The sequence below is a fragment of the Mesobacillus sp. S13 genome, assembly GCF_020422885.1.
Classification (GTDB): domain Bacteria; phylum Bacillota; class Bacilli; order Bacillales; family Cytobacillaceae; genus Mesobacillus; species Mesobacillus selenatarsenatis_A.
Genome location: NZ_CP084622.1, coordinates 2,930,152 through 2,946,602 on the forward strand (window position 1 = coordinate 2,930,152; position 16,451 = coordinate 2,946,602).

Annotated in this window: 22 protein-coding genes; 3 read left to right on the plus strand and 19 right to left on the minus strand. The window is 40.7% G+C overall.

The window, feature by feature from the left end; translation table 11 throughout:
• Window positions 1-3 precede the first annotated feature (3 nt).
• The 7 genes from LGO15_RS14980 to LGO15_RS15010 form a co-directional block, all read right to left on the minus strand.
• Window positions 4-969, minus strand: a complete 966-nt coding sequence (locus LGO15_RS14980; protein ID WP_167833708.1) for a YncE family protein — start codon at window positions 967-969, stop codon at window positions 4-6.
• A gap of 167 nt (window positions 970-1,136) precedes the next feature.
• The gene (locus LGO15_RS14985; RefSeq protein ID WP_167833709.1) at window positions 1,137-1,421 is read right to left on the minus strand and encodes a hypothetical protein; all 285 of its coding nucleotides are present in this window, start codon (window positions 1,419-1,421) and stop codon (window positions 1,137-1,139) included.
• Window positions 1,422-1,842: 421 nt separating this feature from the next.
• Window positions 1,843-2,136 carry a rhodanese-like domain-containing protein gene (locus LGO15_RS14990; RefSeq protein ID WP_226085191.1) on the minus strand — a complete coding sequence of 98 codons (294 nt, stop codon included), beginning with the start codon at window positions 2,134-2,136 and terminating at the stop codon, window positions 1,843-1,845.
• A gap of 31 nt (window positions 2,137-2,167) precedes the next feature.
• Window positions 2,168-2,533 carry a rhodanese-like domain-containing protein gene (locus LGO15_RS14995; protein ID WP_167833711.1) on the minus strand — a complete coding sequence of 122 codons (366 nt, stop codon included), beginning with the start codon at window positions 2,531-2,533 and terminating at the stop codon, window positions 2,168-2,170.
• 126 nt (window positions 2,534-2,659) lie between these two features.
• Complete coding sequence (locus LGO15_RS15000) at window positions 2,660-2,923, minus strand: metal-sensitive transcriptional regulator (RefSeq protein WP_167833712.1); 264 nt, start codon at window positions 2,921-2,923, stop codon at window positions 2,660-2,662.
• A gap of 14 nt (window positions 2,924-2,937) precedes the next feature.
• Window positions 2,938-3,261: a rhodanese-like domain-containing protein gene (locus tag LGO15_RS15005; RefSeq protein ID WP_167833713.1), complete on the minus strand. Its 324-nt coding sequence runs from the start codon at window positions 3,259-3,261 to the stop codon at window positions 2,938-2,940.
• A gap of 421 nt (window positions 3,262-3,682) precedes the next feature.
• A complete protein-coding gene (locus LGO15_RS15010) occupies window positions 3,683-3,967 on the minus strand; it encodes a hypothetical protein (RefSeq protein ID WP_226085192.1) in 285 nt (94 codons plus the stop codon).
• A gap of 110 nt (window positions 3,968-4,077) precedes the next feature.
• On the opposite strand from LGO15_RS15010, the gene LGO15_RS15015 reads away from it, so the two are divergent.
• Window positions 4,078-4,317 carry a hypothetical protein gene (locus LGO15_RS15015; RefSeq protein ID WP_023627701.1) on the plus strand — a complete coding sequence of 80 codons (240 nt, stop codon included), beginning with the start codon at window positions 4,078-4,080 and terminating at the stop codon, window positions 4,315-4,317.
• Window positions 4,318-4,376: 59 nt separating this feature from the next.
• Here the strand turns inward: LGO15_RS15015 and LGO15_RS15020 are convergent, their stop codons facing one another.
• The 7 genes from LGO15_RS15020 to deoD form a co-directional block, all read right to left on the minus strand.
• Window positions 4,377-5,213 carry a hypothetical protein gene (locus tag LGO15_RS15020; protein WP_167833714.1) on the minus strand — a complete coding sequence of 279 codons (837 nt, stop codon included), beginning with the start codon at window positions 5,211-5,213 and terminating at the stop codon, window positions 4,377-4,379.
• Between the two features lie 170 nt (window positions 5,214-5,383).
• Entirely contained in the window at window positions 5,384-6,298 is a 915-nt protein-coding gene (locus LGO15_RS15025; protein WP_167833715.1) for a CobW family GTP-binding protein, read from the minus strand.
• 66 nt (window positions 6,299-6,364) lie between these two features.
• Window positions 6,365-7,852 carry a lmo1851 family serine protease gene (locus LGO15_RS15030; RefSeq protein WP_167833736.1) on the minus strand — a complete coding sequence of 496 codons (1,488 nt, stop codon included), beginning with the start codon at window positions 7,850-7,852 and terminating at the stop codon, window positions 6,365-6,367.
• Between the two features lie 196 nt (window positions 7,853-8,048).
• Window positions 8,049-8,255, minus strand: coding sequence for a copper chaperone CopZ (gene copZ / locus LGO15_RS15035; RefSeq protein WP_226085193.1), 207 nt, complete (start codon window positions 8,253-8,255; stop codon window positions 8,049-8,051).
• 27 nt (window positions 8,256-8,282) lie between these two features.
• A complete protein-coding gene (locus LGO15_RS15040) occupies window positions 8,283-10,679 on the minus strand; it encodes a heavy metal translocating P-type ATPase (protein ID WP_167833737.1) in 2,397 nt (798 codons plus the stop codon).
• 279 nt (window positions 10,680-10,958) lie between these two features.
• On the minus strand, window positions 10,959-11,810 hold the full coding sequence (locus LGO15_RS15045; RefSeq protein ID WP_226085194.1) for a M15 family metallopeptidase: 852 nt from the start codon (window positions 11,808-11,810) through the stop codon (window positions 10,959-10,961).
• Between the two features lie 316 nt (window positions 11,811-12,126).
• On the minus strand, window positions 12,127-12,831 hold the full coding sequence (gene deoD, locus LGO15_RS15050; protein WP_167833718.1) for a purine-nucleoside phosphorylase: 705 nt from the start codon (window positions 12,829-12,831) through the stop codon (window positions 12,127-12,129).
• Window positions 12,832-13,013: 182 nt separating this feature from the next.
• On the opposite strand from deoD, the gene LGO15_RS24200 reads away from it, so the two are divergent.
• Window positions 13,014-13,145: a hypothetical protein gene (locus LGO15_RS24200; protein WP_264163720.1), complete on the plus strand. Its 132-nt coding sequence runs from the start codon at window positions 13,014-13,016 to the stop codon at window positions 13,143-13,145.
• A gap of 50 nt (window positions 13,146-13,195) precedes the next feature.
• On the opposite strand, the gene LGO15_RS15055 is transcribed toward LGO15_RS24200, so the two are convergent.
• Together LGO15_RS15055 and LGO15_RS15060 are read right to left on the minus strand one after the other, a co-directional pair.
• Window positions 13,196-13,966 carry a sporulation protein gene (locus LGO15_RS15055; protein ID WP_167833719.1) on the minus strand — a complete coding sequence of 257 codons (771 nt, stop codon included), beginning with the start codon at window positions 13,964-13,966 and terminating at the stop codon, window positions 13,196-13,198.
• Between the two features lie 401 nt (window positions 13,967-14,367).
• Window positions 14,368-14,541, minus strand: a complete 174-nt coding sequence (locus LGO15_RS15060; RefSeq protein WP_144479852.1) for a YozD family protein — start codon at window positions 14,539-14,541, stop codon at window positions 14,368-14,370.
• Window positions 14,542-14,677: 136 nt separating this feature from the next.
• Between LGO15_RS15060 and LGO15_RS15065 the strand changes: the two genes are divergently transcribed.
• Entirely contained in the window at window positions 14,678-14,848 is a 171-nt protein-coding gene (locus tag LGO15_RS15065; protein WP_167833720.1) for a hypothetical protein, read from the plus strand.
• Here LGO15_RS15065 and LGO15_RS15070 read toward each other — a convergent pair.
• From LGO15_RS15070 to LGO15_RS15080, 3 genes are all read right to left on the minus strand, one after another.
• Window positions 14,845-15,543, minus strand: coding sequence for a hypothetical protein (locus LGO15_RS15070; protein ID WP_167833721.1), 699 nt, complete (start codon window positions 15,541-15,543; stop codon window positions 14,845-14,847). The genes LGO15_RS15065 and LGO15_RS15070 overlap by 4 nt on opposite strands.
• A 189-nt stretch (window positions 15,544-15,732) precedes the next feature.
• A complete protein-coding gene (locus LGO15_RS15075) occupies window positions 15,733-15,954 on the minus strand; it encodes a YozE family protein (RefSeq protein WP_167833722.1) in 222 nt (73 codons plus the stop codon).
• Between the two features lie 190 nt (window positions 15,955-16,144).
• Entirely contained in the window at window positions 16,145-16,354 is a 210-nt protein-coding gene (locus tag LGO15_RS15080; RefSeq protein ID WP_226085195.1) for a hypothetical protein, read from the minus strand.
• Between the last annotated feature and the right edge of the window lie 97 nt (window positions 16,355-16,451).

Below are 16,451 nucleotides of genomic sequence, written 5' to 3' on the forward strand. Positions count from 1 at the left end.
CTGCTATCTCTCCCTCGTTACGATTTGAAATGGGCCGTTTCCAACTTCTAGTGTGTTCTCTATGGATAGACTATCCGGGGCGATTATATATACTTCATTGCTGTCATAACCGGCTACAATGAGTTTGTCCGCAAAAAAATCAATTTCGAACGGATTTGCCCCCACCTTCAATGAGTCCTTCATTCTCCCGTCCTCACCCAATTTATACAGCATATTCGATCCATGGCTCAGGACAAATACATCATCTTCATCCTTCGTGAAATCCACTGGCATGACAGGAGCTGAAATCTCTTTCATTAAACGTCCATTATTCAGGTCATAGATGTGAATTGATTCTTCAACTTCCGTTCCTTTTCCATGCCCGCCAATCCAAAGCTCATCTTTTTCCCTGCACAATAACGCACCTGCTGCAGCAGGATGGATTTTAAATCCCGGAAGCCGCTTTTTATCATTTGTGTCGATAATACTTAACATTTCTTGATTATAGCTGATGGCATAAAGCTTTTCCTCGGCCTCGAGAAGTGTCAGCGGGTCTTTTTCAACCTTTATTTCATCCACTTCCGTTCCTTTGATATTGTAAAATCGGACACTGTCCCTATCCTGGTCGGCGAATGCGATTTCCGCTCCATTCTCTACCAATAGAGCATTCACGATTCCCTTTCCAGTTTTCCACGATGCAATCTTCTTCCCTTTACTCAACGAATACAAATCGGCAGTATCGAGACTTTTGCCATAAAGCAATATCGTATCATTGTCAGGAAGGATCAGCCCTCCGATGTACGGACGGTCAACAGCCCAGTCAGGTAATTTTTCACCTTTTTCCATATCATAAAATGAAATGGTCATTTCTTTGATATTTATTGTCGATATAATAGAAGAATCCTTTGGTATCGATTCAAAAGATTCAAAAGTACACGCTGATAACAAAACAGTGAAAGCTGCTGCAGTGATTATATAAATCCACTTCATAATTTACTCCTTTTCTGTCACAAGTATCTCATATTATTATAGCTCTAATTTGTGATATTTCTATGAAGTTGAACAATACGGGTTAAAAAGCAATAAAGTTATTGAAGTTTTTTGCAAAAAGAAAAAACTTGCCGACATTAGCGACAAGTCATGAATTATGTATTTTGTCATTTGATGATCATTTCTTTTTTAACAGCGATTTCTTTCAGTTCTTCAGCAAGCACTTCAAGTTCCCAAGGGCTATCTGATTCAATTAGGAGTTCATTAGCTTGCAGGGTAATTTTGAAAAAAGAATCATGAAATCCACCAGTGAATTCTATCTGACCATGAGATACTGTACAACGATGATCATTTTGCTCTATCCAGCATCCTTTAATAAGCAAGTCCAGGATCCCTTCGACATGAACAACTTCTCGGACAAGTTCCAACTTTACGGTTCCAATACCAGACATTAGAATCCTCCTCGTTACCAATTGTCGAAATATTCACTTCACTATTAGTGTACGTATTAAGTTGAAAACAAGCAAGTATATTTCGACATATCCTGGATCCTTCTCGACCACTAATGTAGAAATACCTGTCACCTTATAAATTGCTAACTCCCCAGATTACAAGGTTTCCGTTCCTTTTCATGCAGGGTAATCGCTTGGTTGGGCATTGAATCACCGTTTCCGTTCCCTTTCATGCTGGGTTATCGCTCATTCGGGCATTGAATCACCGTTTCCGTTCCCTTTCATGCTGGGTTATCGCTCATTCGGGTATTGAAACAAGGTTTCCGTTCCTTTTCATGCTGGGTAATCGCCCAGTTCGGCATGGATCACGGTTTGTTTCAAAAAAAATAGAGACAGCTTTCGCCATCCCTATTGGGGGGGGTTATTCAGTTGGACCCGTCCATGCCATCATGCCGCCTTGCATGTTGATCACGTTATAACCATAGTAATCCAGGAATTGAGTTGCCCTGGAACTGCGGCCGCCCGAACGGCAGACCATTACGTAAGTCTTGTTCTTGTCTAATTCATTCATCCTGAACTCAAGCAAACCTAATGGAATATGAATCGATCCCGGAATTTTATCTTGAGCTACTTCGCTTACTTCACGAACATCCAAAACTTCATATTCATTTGAGCCTAATCCATTTTGCACTTCTGTTGGTGTCATCTCACGCATTTCAATTTCCTCCCTATTACTTTATCATTAATTACCAGGCGCTCATGCCGCCCTTTACATTCGTTACATTCTTGAATCCAGCTTTTTTCAATAACTTGCTTGCCTGGCTGCTGCGCATTCCGCTCTGGCAAATGACAACTACATCCCTATCCTGCGAAAGTTCACCGGTACGGTTACCAAGCTGTTGCAATGGAATATTCTTGAACCCTTTAATGTGATTCCCTTTATATTCACCTGGAGTCCTTACGTCAACGTATTGCACTCCAGCCTTTTTTGATTTCATCATATCACCTAATTGTGCTGTGGTGATTTGGTTTACTCCCTTAGTTGGAGCGAAACGACTCCATAAGAAAGCTGCTGCTAGCACAACGATCAATACATTAATTACTACATCCATCCGTAAGCACCTCTTTCTCCTCATTTTAGTAAGTCATGATTTTTTAGTGAGGCAATCTTGCACACCACTTATACCCATAAGGGTATTTTAATTGACAAAAATCAACTTGTCAAGAACAGAAACTCTTTATTTTCTGCTCTTCACAAGCAATTCCACTGCATCATTTACTGCCTGGGACGTTTCTCTGCCTTCTTGCAGATCACTGATTAAGCATTGTTCAAGATTCTTGCTGACAACCAAAGCAATCGTGCGGTCAACTGCAGAACGAATAGCTGATAATTGGGTTACGACCGACTTGCATTCCTCCTGTTCTTCGAGCAGGCGGATGCTTCCTCTTACCTGTCCTTCGATCCTCTTCAAGCGATTCACAATTTCCTTATTGTACTCCACCTTGCCACCTCCTACTATGATGGTCGAGTAATTGTATAGCCTTTAACATGGTAACCATATTTTTTCAGCAATCTTGCACCGAAATTCTTTTCTAGCTCATTTGATGCAATAATGACGATATGCCTGTTAGGAATTTCTTTAATATATCTTTTCAAATATCCGCAAGGAATATTAATTGCGCCATTTACCGGATTTTTAGCAGAATCCTGATAATCTCTAAGATCGACAAAGACTGCATCCTTTTCATATCCCTTTACTGCCGGAAGATTCCTTACTGGAACATAACGGTTGAAAGCTAAGGTAATCAAAAGGAGACTGATGATTAAAGTTGTGAGCAACTACTCTTCACCTCTTGTTATATCTTGTTCATTACTGAACTTATAATATTTATTGTATACCATAAGGGGTATAAAATCAATAGTTGAAGAAATATTTTTTGACATTTTTTTAAAAAAACAAGGCTCTGTTAAACTTTGCTGTTGATTTTCGTTCCAGGCGCTTCGCTTTCCGCGGGCAGTCGGGGAGCCTCCTCGGCGCCTTATGCGCCTGCGGGGTCTCCCCATGACTTTCTCATCCCGCAGGAGTCTACGCGCCTTCCACTACAATCAACAGGGCTTTAAAACAACAATGGACTTTAACAGAGCCAAAAACAAAAAAAGAAGCAAGAATTCCTTCCTTCCTTCTTTGATTACTATATCAATATTGGATCAAGTGCATCAGCAATCAACTGCCATTTTTCGCTTTATACTACTTGATTATTTATTCTTCCACTCCAGCTTGGATTGCCTCAGCTGTTTCCAAATGAAGGTGGATCAACATGATTTTACTCTCACTTGGCACAGAGGACTCTACTATTCTTTTAGTGGCAAGGAAGTATTTTACCATTAATGGTTTTCTAGCTCTCGGATGTGAATTTTCATCCTTTAGGTCTCTTCTTATCGCTTCTTTTAATATGTCTTCCGGTACCTGTTCGGATTGGAGTTTTCGATTGTTCCAAATAGTCCTATACTCATCAAGTAATTTATCATAATCCATTCCTTGCATCGTGACTCCCCCTGCAGTTAATTCGCCTAATAAAACCCTCATTAGTATATTTACATATTTCAGGCTGATAATGCAAAAAATAAGTTAAATAAAATTAAAGGAGAATAGCTATGAGCAAACCTTACCGATGCCCTAATTGCAAGACGAACAGGACAAGATTCAATATGATATCCCAAGTTCCCCAACCTGTAAAATTGAATCCGCAATCAGGTGAAATTGTAGAGCAATATTCAAATGACCAGCTTGAACCTTTTCACCTTCCATACAAAGGTCCAGAACTGAAAATACAATGTGCAGCTTGTGGACTGGTTGAGGATGAAAAAACCTTTGCCAAATTTGGGGAGAGTTAACGATAATCAAAGCCCATTAAGAACATAAGTTAAAAAAGCTTGAGATTTCTCAAGCTTTTTTATTTGCCTGCCTTCATGCCTATATCATCAAAAAACTTTACAGAATCTACTCTCCATTGTTCATTTGGCATGTACCTCACAAGATGTACTTTACCTAAAAAATTCTTTCCGCCAGTCCCTTTTAACTGCAAATTAACCTCGACAGGGACAGATAGACTCAACTGATCTCCAACATCCTCCGCAGGCAAAACTTCCATGCGGGAAATCCTGATATTCTCTATTTTGTACAGGAGGTTCTCCCATTCAAGGACTTGAAGAGAGATTAATGAAACGATGTCACTGTCCTGCTGCTTTAGCCCAGCAATATAGGCATTGACTAGGTCGTAAGGATCGGTTTGTTCCAGGTATCCTTCGAGCTTGCCTGCTGATTTCAGGATCATCAATTTATGGGAAAGATCCATAAAGTTTGTCCTGTGCGTCGTGCTTCCATAAAAATGGATGCAAAAGTGACCTGGAAAGTTATTTTTCAAGGCACCACCGCCATGTGGCATTCCATGCATTGAGGCTGCAATTTTGCCATCTTCCGAGATCACGATAATTGCCCTCCGCTTCCAGCTCCACTTACCTTTATAAATCTCTTTCATGATTGCCGTATCCTTTGAAGTTAAAGGCTGAACATCCGCATGGTTACTGCCCGCTCTTCTTTGGACGCGGAACTTCATCCCTGTTTCAAAATCGACAACTGTGAACTTACTGTACCTTGGGAGAATTTCATTCACTTCTTCCCACTTCAGCATATTGATCTGGTCCCTTTTCGTATTATTCTTGGCTTCTATGTTGTTCCCAGTCATAGCAAGAAAAAAAATGACCATGATCATTACTTTCACTACTGGCATTTATAATCAACTCTTTTTCACTCGGCTTAATCTTGCTGTTTACTTTGCTAAAATCCAACAAAGCAGAATCACGCTCCATGAAAGTTTTTGCTTTTTTGCCCCCTGCTATTCAAAACCTCTTTTTAAAGCAAACAAAAAACCCAGCAAAAGCTGGGTAAATTAGTATAAACCTACTTTTCCAGGTTCATCAGCTGTTCTGCTAAAAGACTCCAGTCTGTTACCTGACCGATGAAAACGAGATTGAGCGGCATCTTCATATACTCCTTCATATATAAAGGCATCCCGTACGAATACTGGAACAGGTCTGGATATTGAGAATGATCAAATAATACATACCCTTTTATCCGATAAATCGAATCTGGAAGCGCCCTCAAAAAGTCTTCAAAACCTTTTTGGCTGATAGGGCCTTTGAATTGATGAACATACGTGCTAAGCCTCAGATCAGCCTGTACATGCGCCCCAGTGCTTTTAGCTTTTTCAGTATAAGCCAATCCTTCCAGCAGTTTCATCGGCACTTTGGAATAGGTACTTAAAATGCATTTAGCTTGAGAATTAAGCCTTTGGATATCCAGGTTTATTTTTGCCTGTTCTGCTTCATTGAGAAGGTCTGACTTATTAACGATGATGAGGTCAGCATGCTTTACTTGTTCGAGCAAAAGCTGATGCACTTGTGGATCTAATGTCACCCTATTGAACCATTGAGGCCCATCCACTGTTGTAATGATTCCTTTGATCTCAAGCTTGTCCGCAAATAATGGGGATAGGACAGCATCCAAAACCTCAACCGGATGAGCGGCTCCTGTAGTCTCTATATAAATTGCATCGAGATCATGGTCAAATAACAATCCCTGAAGCTGGGATTCGAGTTTGTCCTGGATTGTGCAGCAAATGCACCCTCCCAGTAGCTCTTTCAAGGGAACATCTGTGTCCACAGCATCGGAATCAATCGAAACATTGCCAAGCTCGTTCATCATAACGGCAATTGTCCGTCCGCTCTCTTTTTCATGCTGTAAAATTTGTTTAAGCAGTGTCGTTTTACCTGTGCCAAGAAAACCTGACAAAATGTAAACCTCTGTTTTTTTCATTTTCTTTTCCGCCCATCTTTTCTATGTAATATGGAAAATCTCCAGCAAATGCTGGAGATCCGCCTTTTATTTATTCATTTCCTGCTTTAACACTTCTAGTGCTTTCTGAATCTGCGGGTCGTCATTTTTAATCTGTTCACGCAAAGCATTCATTAATTCAATCGTCGAGCTGCCCTTAAGGATACCCGTTTCCTCAAGTTCTTTTGATTTTTGGAAAGCCATCACAGCTTCCTTAGTTTTCCCATCATAAAAACCATCTTCACGACCTGGATCAAATCCAAGAGCTTTAAGCATTTTTTGTGCAGCCTTGACTTGTTCAGATGCTGTGGATTCCTTCAATTCAGCTTCAGGATCAATGAATGGCAATGATGCATAGTCAGGCATTGATACTTCATGGTCCGGCTTAATGCCTTTCTTATGAATCCAATTGCCTTTAGGTGTCAACCATTTCTCTGTAGTGAACTTCATATTCGATCCATCTGAAAAATCTTCCGCTCGCTGGACCGTCCCTTTACCGAATGACTTCTCCCCTACAAGAGGAACTTCAGCAGATTCGCTGACTGCTCCTGCCAGGATTTCGGATGCACTGGCACTCCCTTTATCGATGATTACAACCAATGGGAGGTTTTGGTTGTTTTCATTCTCTGATGCATATTTCTCTACATTTCCGTTGCGGTCTTCAACCTGAAAAAGGATTTCACCTTCAGGGACAAAGAGACTGGATATTTTTATGGCTTGATCCAAGAGACCGCCAGGGTTTTGGCGAAGATCAAGAACCAAACCTTGCATTCCTTGTTTTTGAAGATCATTCAAGATATTGACTAGTTCATTTGCTGTGTTTTGGGAGAAATTTGTAATCTGAACTTTCGCAATTCCATCTTCCAGCATTTCACCATAAACCGTTTCAATTGGTATGGTATCTCGGGTTATTGTGACGTCAACCGGTTTTTCTCCACCCTGGCGAAGAATCGAAAGCTTTACGTCCGTACCCTTTTCGCCTCTTATTAGAGCCACCGCTTCGGTTGTACTCATTCCTTGCAGACTTTTCCCGTCAACTGACATAATCTTGTCCTCAGGTTGAAGGCCAGCCTTTTCCGCCGGAGAACCCTTTAACGGAGTGACAATGAAAATGAATCCATCTCTCTCCTGGATTTCCGCTCCGATTCCCTCAAAGGAAGAAGATAGGCTCTGATGAAAGTTTTTGGCATCTTCTTGGCTCATATAATCTGAATAAGGATCATCCAATGATTCAAGCATACCATCTATCGCACCATTTATTAGCTTTTCCTGATCGACTTCCTGGAAATAGTCATTTTTCAGTGTATCGTATGCATCGTATAGCTTTGCAAATTCTTCTCTTTCCCTAATTACCTGTACCGCTGGCTTGTCCTCGCCAAAAGCAAGGGCAAAGGTAGTGATACCCGCTGTTAAAAAGACTAGAAAAAACAACAGCATTGCAAAGTGGAACTTTTTTATCCGAAGAAAACTATTCTTGGACTCTGTTTCTGCAGCCTTTTCTTGGCCCTTAAGATTTTCGCTGTTTTCTTCATTCATATTTTGCTGATCCAACCCTTTTCACCACTTTCCAATCAAGCTTAAAATCCTTAATGATTATTAGGATAACATTTTTGCTGTGAAATTAACAGAAAAATAGGTATTGCAAAAAGAGGGGTCCCAATACTTGGGACACCCTCTCTTTTTTGGTGGCAGTGAAGAGTTGATTTCGTCTTCACCCAACCAAATTGAATTCTTACTCTACATCGTAACCTTGATCTTCAACTGCAGATTTCATTTTGCTTACTTCTGCTTTTGAAGCATCATATTCGACTTCGGCTTTTCCTTCTGACAGGGAAACAACGACGCTTGAAACTCCGTCTACGCCCATCAATGCATTCTTAACTGCCTTTTCGCAGTGTCCACAAGTCATTCCAGATACGTTTAAAGTTGTTTTTTCCATTAGAAATCTTCCTCTCTTATTCTAAATTTATAACTTAATCCGCTTCAAACGAAGGGAGTTAGTCACCACAGAAACTGAACTGAATGCCATAGCAGCCCCTGCTACCCAAGGAGCCAGAAGACCTATGGCAGCAATCGGGATTCCCGCTGAGTTGTATGCGAGAGCCCAGAACAAGTTTTGGCGAATATTTTGCATCGTTTTTTTACTTAATGAGATGGATTTAGGGATCAATGTCAACTCCCCACCTAGAATCGTGACGTCAGCTGCCTCGATGGCAACATCAGTACCTGTTCCAATGGCGATGCCGATATCAGCTAGTGCTAGCGCAGGTGCGTCATTGATGCCATCTCCGACCATCGCGACTTTCTTGCCTTTCAGCTGAAGCTCTTTGACATGATTCGCCTTTTCTTCTGGCAATACTTCTGCGATTACATTTTCTACTCCAACCTGTGCCGCAATTGCTTTTGCAGTTCGGCTGTTATCACCAGTAAGCATATATACTTCAATACCCATGGATTTGAGCTCTTCAATCGCGGTTTTCGCTGTTTCTTTTACTGTATCAGCAACCGCGACGATTCCATCCACCTTATTGTCAATCGCGATCATCATCGCAGTTTTTCCTTCAGTCTCCATTTTTTCGAGACGGTCTTCGTAGCGTGTGTATTCAATACCTTCTCTGCTCATAAGCTTTCTGGTTCCGACAAAGACTCTCTCACCGTTGATGGTGGCTGCAATTCCGTGTCCAGGTATCGCAGAAAACTCATCCATTGATATTACCTCTATGTTTCTTGAGTTTCCGTACTCGACAATGGCTTCAGCCAGAGGATGCTCGGAAGCCTTTTCCGCAGATACTAAATATTGCAGTACCTTATCTTCTTCACCGAATATTTCCAGGTCGGTTACGCTTGGTTTCCCTTTAGTAATAGTTCCCGTTTTATCCAGAACTATAGCATTAATTTTGTGTGTTGCTTCTAAGTGCTCTCCACCCTTAAAAAGAATCCCATTTTCTGCACCTTTACCTGTTCCGACCATAATGGAGGTCGGAGTTGCAAGACCAAGTGCACAAGGGCAGGCAATAACAAGGACGGCAATGGCTGTTTCCAAAGCTGAAGCAAAGTCGCCAGGAGTGATAACAAAGTACCAGACAAGGAATGTTACGATCGCGATTGCAACAACAATCGGGACAAAAATTCCAGAAATCTGATCTGCCACACGCTGGATTGGAGCTTTGCTGCCCTGGGCGTCTTCTACTACCTTAATGATTCCTGCAAGAGCGGTATCTTTACCGACCTTTGTTGCTGTCATCGTCAAGGTACCATTTTTATTGATGGTAGCTCCTATCAAGGAGTCACCAGCTGCTTTTTCAACAGGAATGGATTCACCGGTGATCATCGCTTCATCTACAGCGGACTGGCCGGATACAACCTTGCCATCGACTGGAATCTTCTCTCCTGGTTTAACGAGAATGATATCATTTACTTTTACTTCTTCTATTGGCAGTTTAATTTCCTCGCCATCCCTGATGACAGTCGCTTCTTTAGCCTGCAGGCTCAGAAGCTTGGAGATCGCTTCAGTCGTGCGTCCCTTTGCAAGCGCTTCAAACAATTTCCCGACAAGGATCAAAGTGATCAGGACAGCACTTGTCTCGAAATATAAATGCGGCATGTAAGACGGATTTCCAATTGTTTTAATTGCTTCTGCAAGGCTGTAAAAATAAGCAGCCGATGTACCTAGCGCAACCAGCACATCCATATTGGCACTCTTGTTCTTGAGTGACTTATACGCTCCAACATAAAATTGCCCGCCAATCCAGAATTGAACAGGAGTAGCCAATAATAGCTGGAACCACGGATTCATCAATAGATGAGGCATTGGCAGTCCCGTATCCCAGGGTGCGTGGCCAATCATCGTATAAAGAAGCGGTAGTGATAAAAGGATGGATATAAATAATTTTCGTTTCTTAGCATTTATTTCCTCTTCTTTTTGCTGAGCTTTTGCTTCCCTCTGAACCTTCTCTTTAGCATCATAGCCAAGATCCTGGATTTTCGAGATGATTTTCTCGGCTGAAAGGACAGCACTATTAAACTCCACAGAAGCGGACTCTGTTGCAAGGTTAACTGTGGCTGCTTCCATTCCATCCATCTTGTTGAGTACCTTTTCAATCCTAGTTGAACATGCTGCACAGGTCATGCCGAAAACATCTAAATCCATTTTTTCGTTTCTGACACCGTACCCCAGGTCGTTGATTTTATTGAATATATCGTCTGGTTTAATTTTTTCTGATTCGTATGTGACTGAGGCATTTTCCATCGCCAGATTTACGGTTGCATCGACGCCATCCATTTTATTAAGGACCTTCTCAATCCTTGTCGAACAGGAGGCACATGTCATACCCGTTATGTCGACAGTCATTTGTTCTTTCATCATCTACACCCCGTTTCAATCGAAATTTTCATTCCGTCTCTCATACTTACTATACCCCTGTATAGTATATTTATCAACAATAAAGTTTGTGATATTTATTATTTTACCTTTAACCATTAATACTACTGTTAAAAATATCACTATTTATGAGGATCTGGCAGATGAAGTGTTGACATTTTTTAAAACAAGCCTTTAAAAATCTACCTGTAGTTGAGAGAACAACAAGGTTATGAAAAAAGTCGTTAGACAAAAAGCCTGGCTTATCGGCCAGGCTCCTCACTAAATTTTCTTCACATTTTCGAAGTACTCTTCCAATGTCCATTCATTTTCATATATTTCAGTGGCAGCTTTGATGCCAACATACCGAAAATGCCACGGTTCATACATATATCCTGTCAGGGTTTCTTTACCCTTTGGGTATCTTAGGATAAACCCGTATTTATGGGCATTGTGGGCAAGCCACACACCCTCTTTAGTTTTGCCAAACTGTTCATTCAGATTAAAATTATTGGTCTTGCTGGAAATATCCATCGTCAAACCGGTTTGATGCTCACTGCTTCCAGGTCTAGCAACTGCTTGAAGAGCTTTTTCCTCCCCAACCTTATTTACTTCCGCGTTAAAAAGAGTTTCCTGCCTTCCATATGACCGGTACCCTGAAACAGCAGCAAGTTCAATCCCGTCATTCCTCGCACCTGTAAACATTTTTTCCAGGGCTGTTGCAGCTTCTTGCCTCATAAGGCTCTTTTCAAGCTTAGCATCTCCAAAAGAGAATGGGACATTCGGCCGAACCAAATCTCCCGGGATATACTGATCTGGCAACCCAAAAACCTTATTTACAAGCGCCATCGTATTCTGAGGGTTCTGAATGACATTCTTTCCGTCCGTATTCTGTACTACGTTGAAATACGCTGCTTCAAGTGTCAATCCTTCTTCTTCTACAGGCTTGTCCTCGACCTGAGTAGTGTTTTCCGTATTTTGTTGAGATTCTTTTACCTCAGTTGGCTGGTCTTCCTGCACATCTTGTCCAACCAATTTATCTCCCAAATAAGGAATTTTTTCAAGATACGGCTCTACTTGTGAGCAACCTGTCAATAATATCGGCAAAGCGATTATCAGCAATAGTTTTTTCATTTAGTCCACCAATCTTCAACATTTTAAGGCAATAACACCATTCTAACATTTTTCGGCAAACTTTCGAATGGCCTTTTTTCCCATTATTCTTGTTAATCATTATGACAGTTTTGAGAATATGCTAAACTCATGAGGGTGCGTTCTTAGACATTTTGACTCTACAACGCCTTCAAAATATCCATTAAGTGCTGGTTCTTAGACATTTCGACTTCCCTCTGCATTCAAAATGTCCATTAAACGCTGTTTGCATTTTGAAATGGCCATTATGTATATCCATATAAAAACCCTTTCCTCAAAGGAAAGGGTTTACAAATACTTACTCTTTGATTGCTGCTTCGAGTGCAACTTCGATCATGTCATTGAAAGTCGTTTGGCGCTCTTCTGCTGTTGTCTCTTCTCCAGTCAGGATATGGTCGCTGACTGTAAGAATCGAAAGGGCGTTGCGATCGTATTTAGCAGCCAGTGTATAGAGAGCTGTTGTTTCCATTTCGACAGCCAGAATCTGGTACTGTGCCCATTTTTCCAATTCTGCATTATCATTATAGAACTGGTCTGCAGTGAATACGTTACCAACTTTAAGGTTCAAACCTTTTTCAAGCCCAGAATTATACGCTTTGTATAATAAGTCAAAGTTCGCTGTCGGAGCGTAATCTACTCCACCGAATGTAAGTCGGTTCATTTGAGAATCAGTTGAAGAAGTCATTGCCAAGATGACGTCACGGACTTTAACATCCTTCTGGATTGCACCGCATGTGCCTACGCGAATCAGGTTTTGGACGTTATAACTGTTCATCAATTCATTGATATAAATTGAAATGGACGGTACACCCATGCCTGTTCCCTGTACAGAAATTCTTTTTCCTTTGTATGTCCCAGTGTAGCCAAACATATTTCTAACTTCGTTATATAACTTTGCATCTTCAAGAAAAGTTTCAGCAATGTATTTCGCCCTTAATGGATCTCCAGGAAGCAATACCGTTTCTGCAATTTCATTTTCTTTAGCACCAATATGTACACTCATTCAATAATCCTCCATCCTATAGGTTGCTACCCCAAAACTATACCACAATATAGTTAAGCAGGAAAATCTTCAATCTCATGACATTTTTGTTAACGGGCATGCTAGAACTAGCTTTACCGAAGCTGAAACAAAAAATTCTTTCATATGCGAGTCGAAAAATCTGAAATAAAGGGGAATGACCTATGGGTAAAAAACACCGCAACCGAATCAACTCACCTAAGAAAAACAATCACATTTCTCCTGAAGCAATCGTTGCTGAACAGGAAGCTCACGGCAAAGAATTTTCAGCTAATGGGAGAAAGAAACAGGGATAAATAAAAGACGATGAAGCAGCCATTGGCTTGCTTCATCGTCTATATATTTTTTAACAGTAGCTTTCAATCGTGTTTTGAAGGTTTTGCTTTAATGACGGCAGGTCGGATGCATGGATATTCATCCTGACATATGTTTCATCCATACCCATCGCTTCCGACAAGAAGCCTCCAAGGCCCCGTGCCTTCCGGTCGACCTGCATTAAAACCTCGACCTCGTTCTCACTAATTGGATAGAAAATCACTTCCAATTCATCGAGTCGTCCTCTAAATGGACCTGATGAAGGCACAAATTCAAACTCCTGGATAAACGGCATGTTTCTGCGGAGATGTCTTGGCGCTTGTTCGCACTCAGCCTCCCTCAGTCGGAATCCAAGGTCGCTAACCGCGTTAAAAACCCCGTGCATCAGCTGATTCGGCACTACGGTCAAGAAATCTTTATCGCTAGGGTCTACTGCATTTTTAATATCAAGCCCCGTTGATACCCAAACCTTCGTCCTGCCCATCGATAATGGCATTTCCATCGGGAGCCTGAAAGAGAAAGGAATTTCCTTTGTTTCATTCTCTTTGATGATGAATGACTGCGTTAGCTTGAATCGGTCAATTTGTGCTGTAGCAGTGTACTTTTTATCATCCGCTTCTTTTATATAAGTTGTATGTAAACTCAAATAGATGTCGTCGATATTCTGCTCAGTGTTTCCCCCACGAATCTCGACAATTCCGCGTACTTCTTCTCCAGGCATCACCCTGTCCTTTTCCAACTTCGTATCGACTTTAGCTGCACCTATGCCGACACTGGCAAAAACCTTATTAAAAAATGACATATCCCTTGCCTCCCTGATTATACAAAATTCTTTTTCATATAAATGTATACGTTTAAAAATTGAGAGAGTTTCAGCGTGACGGAACTTTTTTTAAAAATTCATCGAATGAGGGTTTTGAGTAGGTATGAAAATTCATAGGCGGAGTATTTCCTGCTATTGTATATAGAAGACGCTTTTGAAGCAGAAATAGACGGAGATATTCCGGTTAACTACTAAAAATAGGACAAAATTAATCGATTTGGATTTAATAACCGGAAAAACGACTTTTATTTTCATGAAATTAAGGGTGATTTTTAATTTAAGCGAAATTTTTCCGTTTATTTTCAAATGCTGTTATAACAATGGTTAAATACAAAAAGACAGATTCTCATTAGAATCTGCCTTAACCATGCATAACCTACCTAGTCTATATCTTCTTCTTCATCGATGATACATTTTTCGATCAGATATTCAAAAGTGATATCTGCCATTTCTTCAAGTTCTTCCTCTGTGGGAACGTATCCCCTTTTTACAAGTTCATGAAAGAAAAATTCAGCAATCTCTTCTGTATCGATAATAACCTCAATCTCTTTCACAGATTCGCCCCCCTTTATTCCAAATGTATGTGAAACACGCCTGTTTCATGCCGAGCTCAACCAATTTTCCGAAAATTGTTCTATTGCTTTTGGACAAGCATAGAATGGAATAAATTCAAATCGGGAGTGAACAGGTATGGAGAGACTTGGTATCCTTGCAGAAATGTTTGTTGAGGACGTGAACAAGGAAAACAGTATGGTAGTTGAATTGTTCGGCAATATCGTGAACTTCTTATTTAAAGCTGTTTTAGTGTTGGGAATTCCTTTTCTTGCTTATGTTCTTATTGAATTTGCAGGTTTATTTTAAACATGGCTTTTGCCATCATTGTTAACGAGCGTTGACAGCTTACGAAGAATGACCCTCATGACATGCGCATATTCATCATCATTGAACCACTTATATAAAATCCGGTAATCATTATAAATATCAAGCAGATTATCGATCGTCATCCTCTTTTGATGGATTTTCCGCAGTTCTTCTTTTTCACCTGCTCGCGGCTGTTGAGACTTCTTATCAAGATTGACCGAAGGCTTCACTTCTTTATTGGCCGAAAACAAAAGACCCAACTTCTGGATGAACGTATCTGCACTGTCTGAATCCGCAACAAGTGTCAGTTCTTCCTCACCTGCTTCAAGCCATTCCCCATCTTTAATCCTGGATAGTTCATAAATGACATCCTCCCAGGCATCTTCTTTGTATCTCCAAATTTCAGTGCGGAAGCCGACAACTTTAAATAAGTCTGAGCCATACCCTTTAACCTGAACTAAGTCCCCAAAGAAATATTTATATTCGATGTCGATTTGCTCCTTTTCAAGCAGCTTCCCATCGTATTCAGAGAGCATCTGCAAACTTGTTTCCAAATACAAGCCCTCGCTCTTATTTATCTCATATACATGAAGGCCGTCAAGCCATTTTACATCAGTCACTTTCCCCACAGTTCCATAAATAGTGATCACGACTGTATCACCGATGTTAAACTTAGGTTTCTTCCGTTTTTCCATATCCTCCATCCTCTCAACGATGAGTCGTGAATTGTGATTACAACAGTATATGCAATTTTCTGAAAATCGCTACGCCTAGATATTAGATGGAAGCAGCTTTTATAAAAGGGAGTCTATGATGGACTTTTTTAGGAACAATAACTCCTTGAAAAAAAATAAGACTCCCGCGGTTTGACCGCAAGAGCCTTATTAACTTTCTGCTATTAAATACTCCTCCCAAGCTTCGTCAAAAACAGCCATACTTTCCGGGTATTGACCGTTCAGTTCCAGATAGGAGCTAATCTCATCATAATCTTCGGAGTTTTTCGGGAATGAGAGATCATCGTATGCGGAATTTGCAAACCTGCTGATTGCATCCGTCGGTTTTGTGGTCCGGTACTTCATAAGAAAGTGGTAAAAGCTTTTATACATATGAACGCCTGCCTATTGTTAAAATTAGTTTGTCCATACTATAACGGATTTGTTAAGTGTCCGTCCACTGTAATGCAAAAAACGAAGCACCTCCCGATTTGGTGAGGTGCTCCCTTTTTGGATTAAAGAATAAATTTAGTGCTTAGATTAGGATTTAGCTACAGCGCTACTCAAGGCGCCTGCTCTTTTCTTACTGCCATCTTGCTGATTTCGCCATTTCCAGTAATGCCCATATGATATTGAACATTAAAATCGCCACGGTGATTGGCACGGCATGCAGCCAATTCATCCCATATTTCTCAATAATCAGCCTAACATAATATCCGCAAAAGAATAAAACAACCATTGCTGCAACCAGCATGATTGATAATGCGATGGACATTTTCTCTCCCCATTTCATAAAAAATACTCCCCACTCTACTATAAAGAGGAGGGAGTAAATGGAGAAAAAGGAAGTATGAAATTTTTGTGAACAACACGCAGCAGCTGGTAATTTT

Coding starts and splice junctions, on each gene's coding strand:
- LGO15_RS14980 (WP_167833708.1), bottom strand. CDS start 969: ATGAAGTGGATTTATATAATCACTGCAGCAGCTTTCACTGTTTTGTTA.
- LGO15_RS14985 (WP_167833709.1), bottom strand. CDS start 1,421: ATGTCTGGTATTGGAACCGTAAAGTTGGAACTTGTCCGAGAAGTTGTT.
- LGO15_RS14990 (WP_226085191.1), bottom strand. CDS start 2,136: ATGCGTGAGATGACACCAACAGAAGTGCAAAATGGATTAGGCTCAAAT.
- LGO15_RS14995 (WP_167833711.1), bottom strand. CDS start 2,533: ATGGATGTAGTAATTAATGTATTGATCGTTGTGCTAGCAGCAGCTTTC.
- LGO15_RS15010 (WP_226085192.1), bottom strand. CDS start 3,967: ATGCAAGGAATGGATTATGATAAATTACTTGATGAGTATAGGACTATT.
- LGO15_RS15015 (WP_023627701.1), top strand. CDS start 4,078: ATGAGCAAACCTTACCGATGCCCTAATTGCAAGACGAACAGGACAAGA.
- LGO15_RS15020 (WP_167833714.1), bottom strand. CDS start 5,213: ATGCCAGTAGTGAAAGTAATGATCATGGTCATTTTTTTTCTTGCTATG.
- LGO15_RS15025 (WP_167833715.1), bottom strand. CDS start 6,298: ATGAAAAAAACAGAGGTTTACATTTTGTCAGGTTTTCTTGGCACAGGT.
- LGO15_RS15030 (WP_167833736.1), bottom strand. CDS start 7,852: ATGAATGAAGAAAACAGCGAAAATCTTAAGGGCCAAGAAAAGGCTGCA.
- copZ (WP_226085193.1), bottom strand. CDS start 8,255: ATGGAAAAAACAACTTTAAACGTATCTGGAATGACTTGTGGACACTGC.
- LGO15_RS15040 (WP_167833737.1), bottom strand. CDS start 10,679: ATGAAAGAACAAATGACTGTCGACATAACGGGTATGACATGTGCCTCC.
- LGO15_RS15045 (WP_226085194.1), bottom strand. CDS start 11,810: ATGAAAAAACTATTGCTGATAATCGCTTTGCCGATATTATTGACAGGT.
- deoD (WP_167833718.1), bottom strand. CDS start 12,831: ATGAGTGTACATATTGGTGCTAAAGAAAATGAAATTGCAGAAACGGTA.
- LGO15_RS24200 (WP_264163720.1), top strand. CDS start 13,014: ATGGGTAAAAAACACCGCAACCGAATCAACTCACCTAAGAAAAACAAT.
- LGO15_RS15055 (WP_167833719.1), bottom strand. CDS start 13,966: ATGTCATTTTTTAATAAGGTTTTTGCCAGTGTCGGCATAGGTGCAGCT.
- LGO15_RS15065 (WP_167833720.1), top strand. CDS start 14,678: ATGGAGAGACTTGGTATCCTTGCAGAAATGTTTGTTGAGGACGTGAAC.
- LGO15_RS15070 (WP_167833721.1), bottom strand. CDS start 15,543: ATGGAAAAACGGAAGAAACCTAAGTTTAACATCGGTGATACAGTCGTG.
- LGO15_RS15075 (WP_167833722.1), bottom strand. CDS start 15,954: ATGTATAAAAGCTTTTACCACTTTCTTATGAAGTACCGGACCACAAAA.
- LGO15_RS15080 (WP_226085195.1), bottom strand. CDS start 16,354: ATGAAATGGGGAGAGAAAATGTCCATCGCATTATCAATCATGCTGGTT.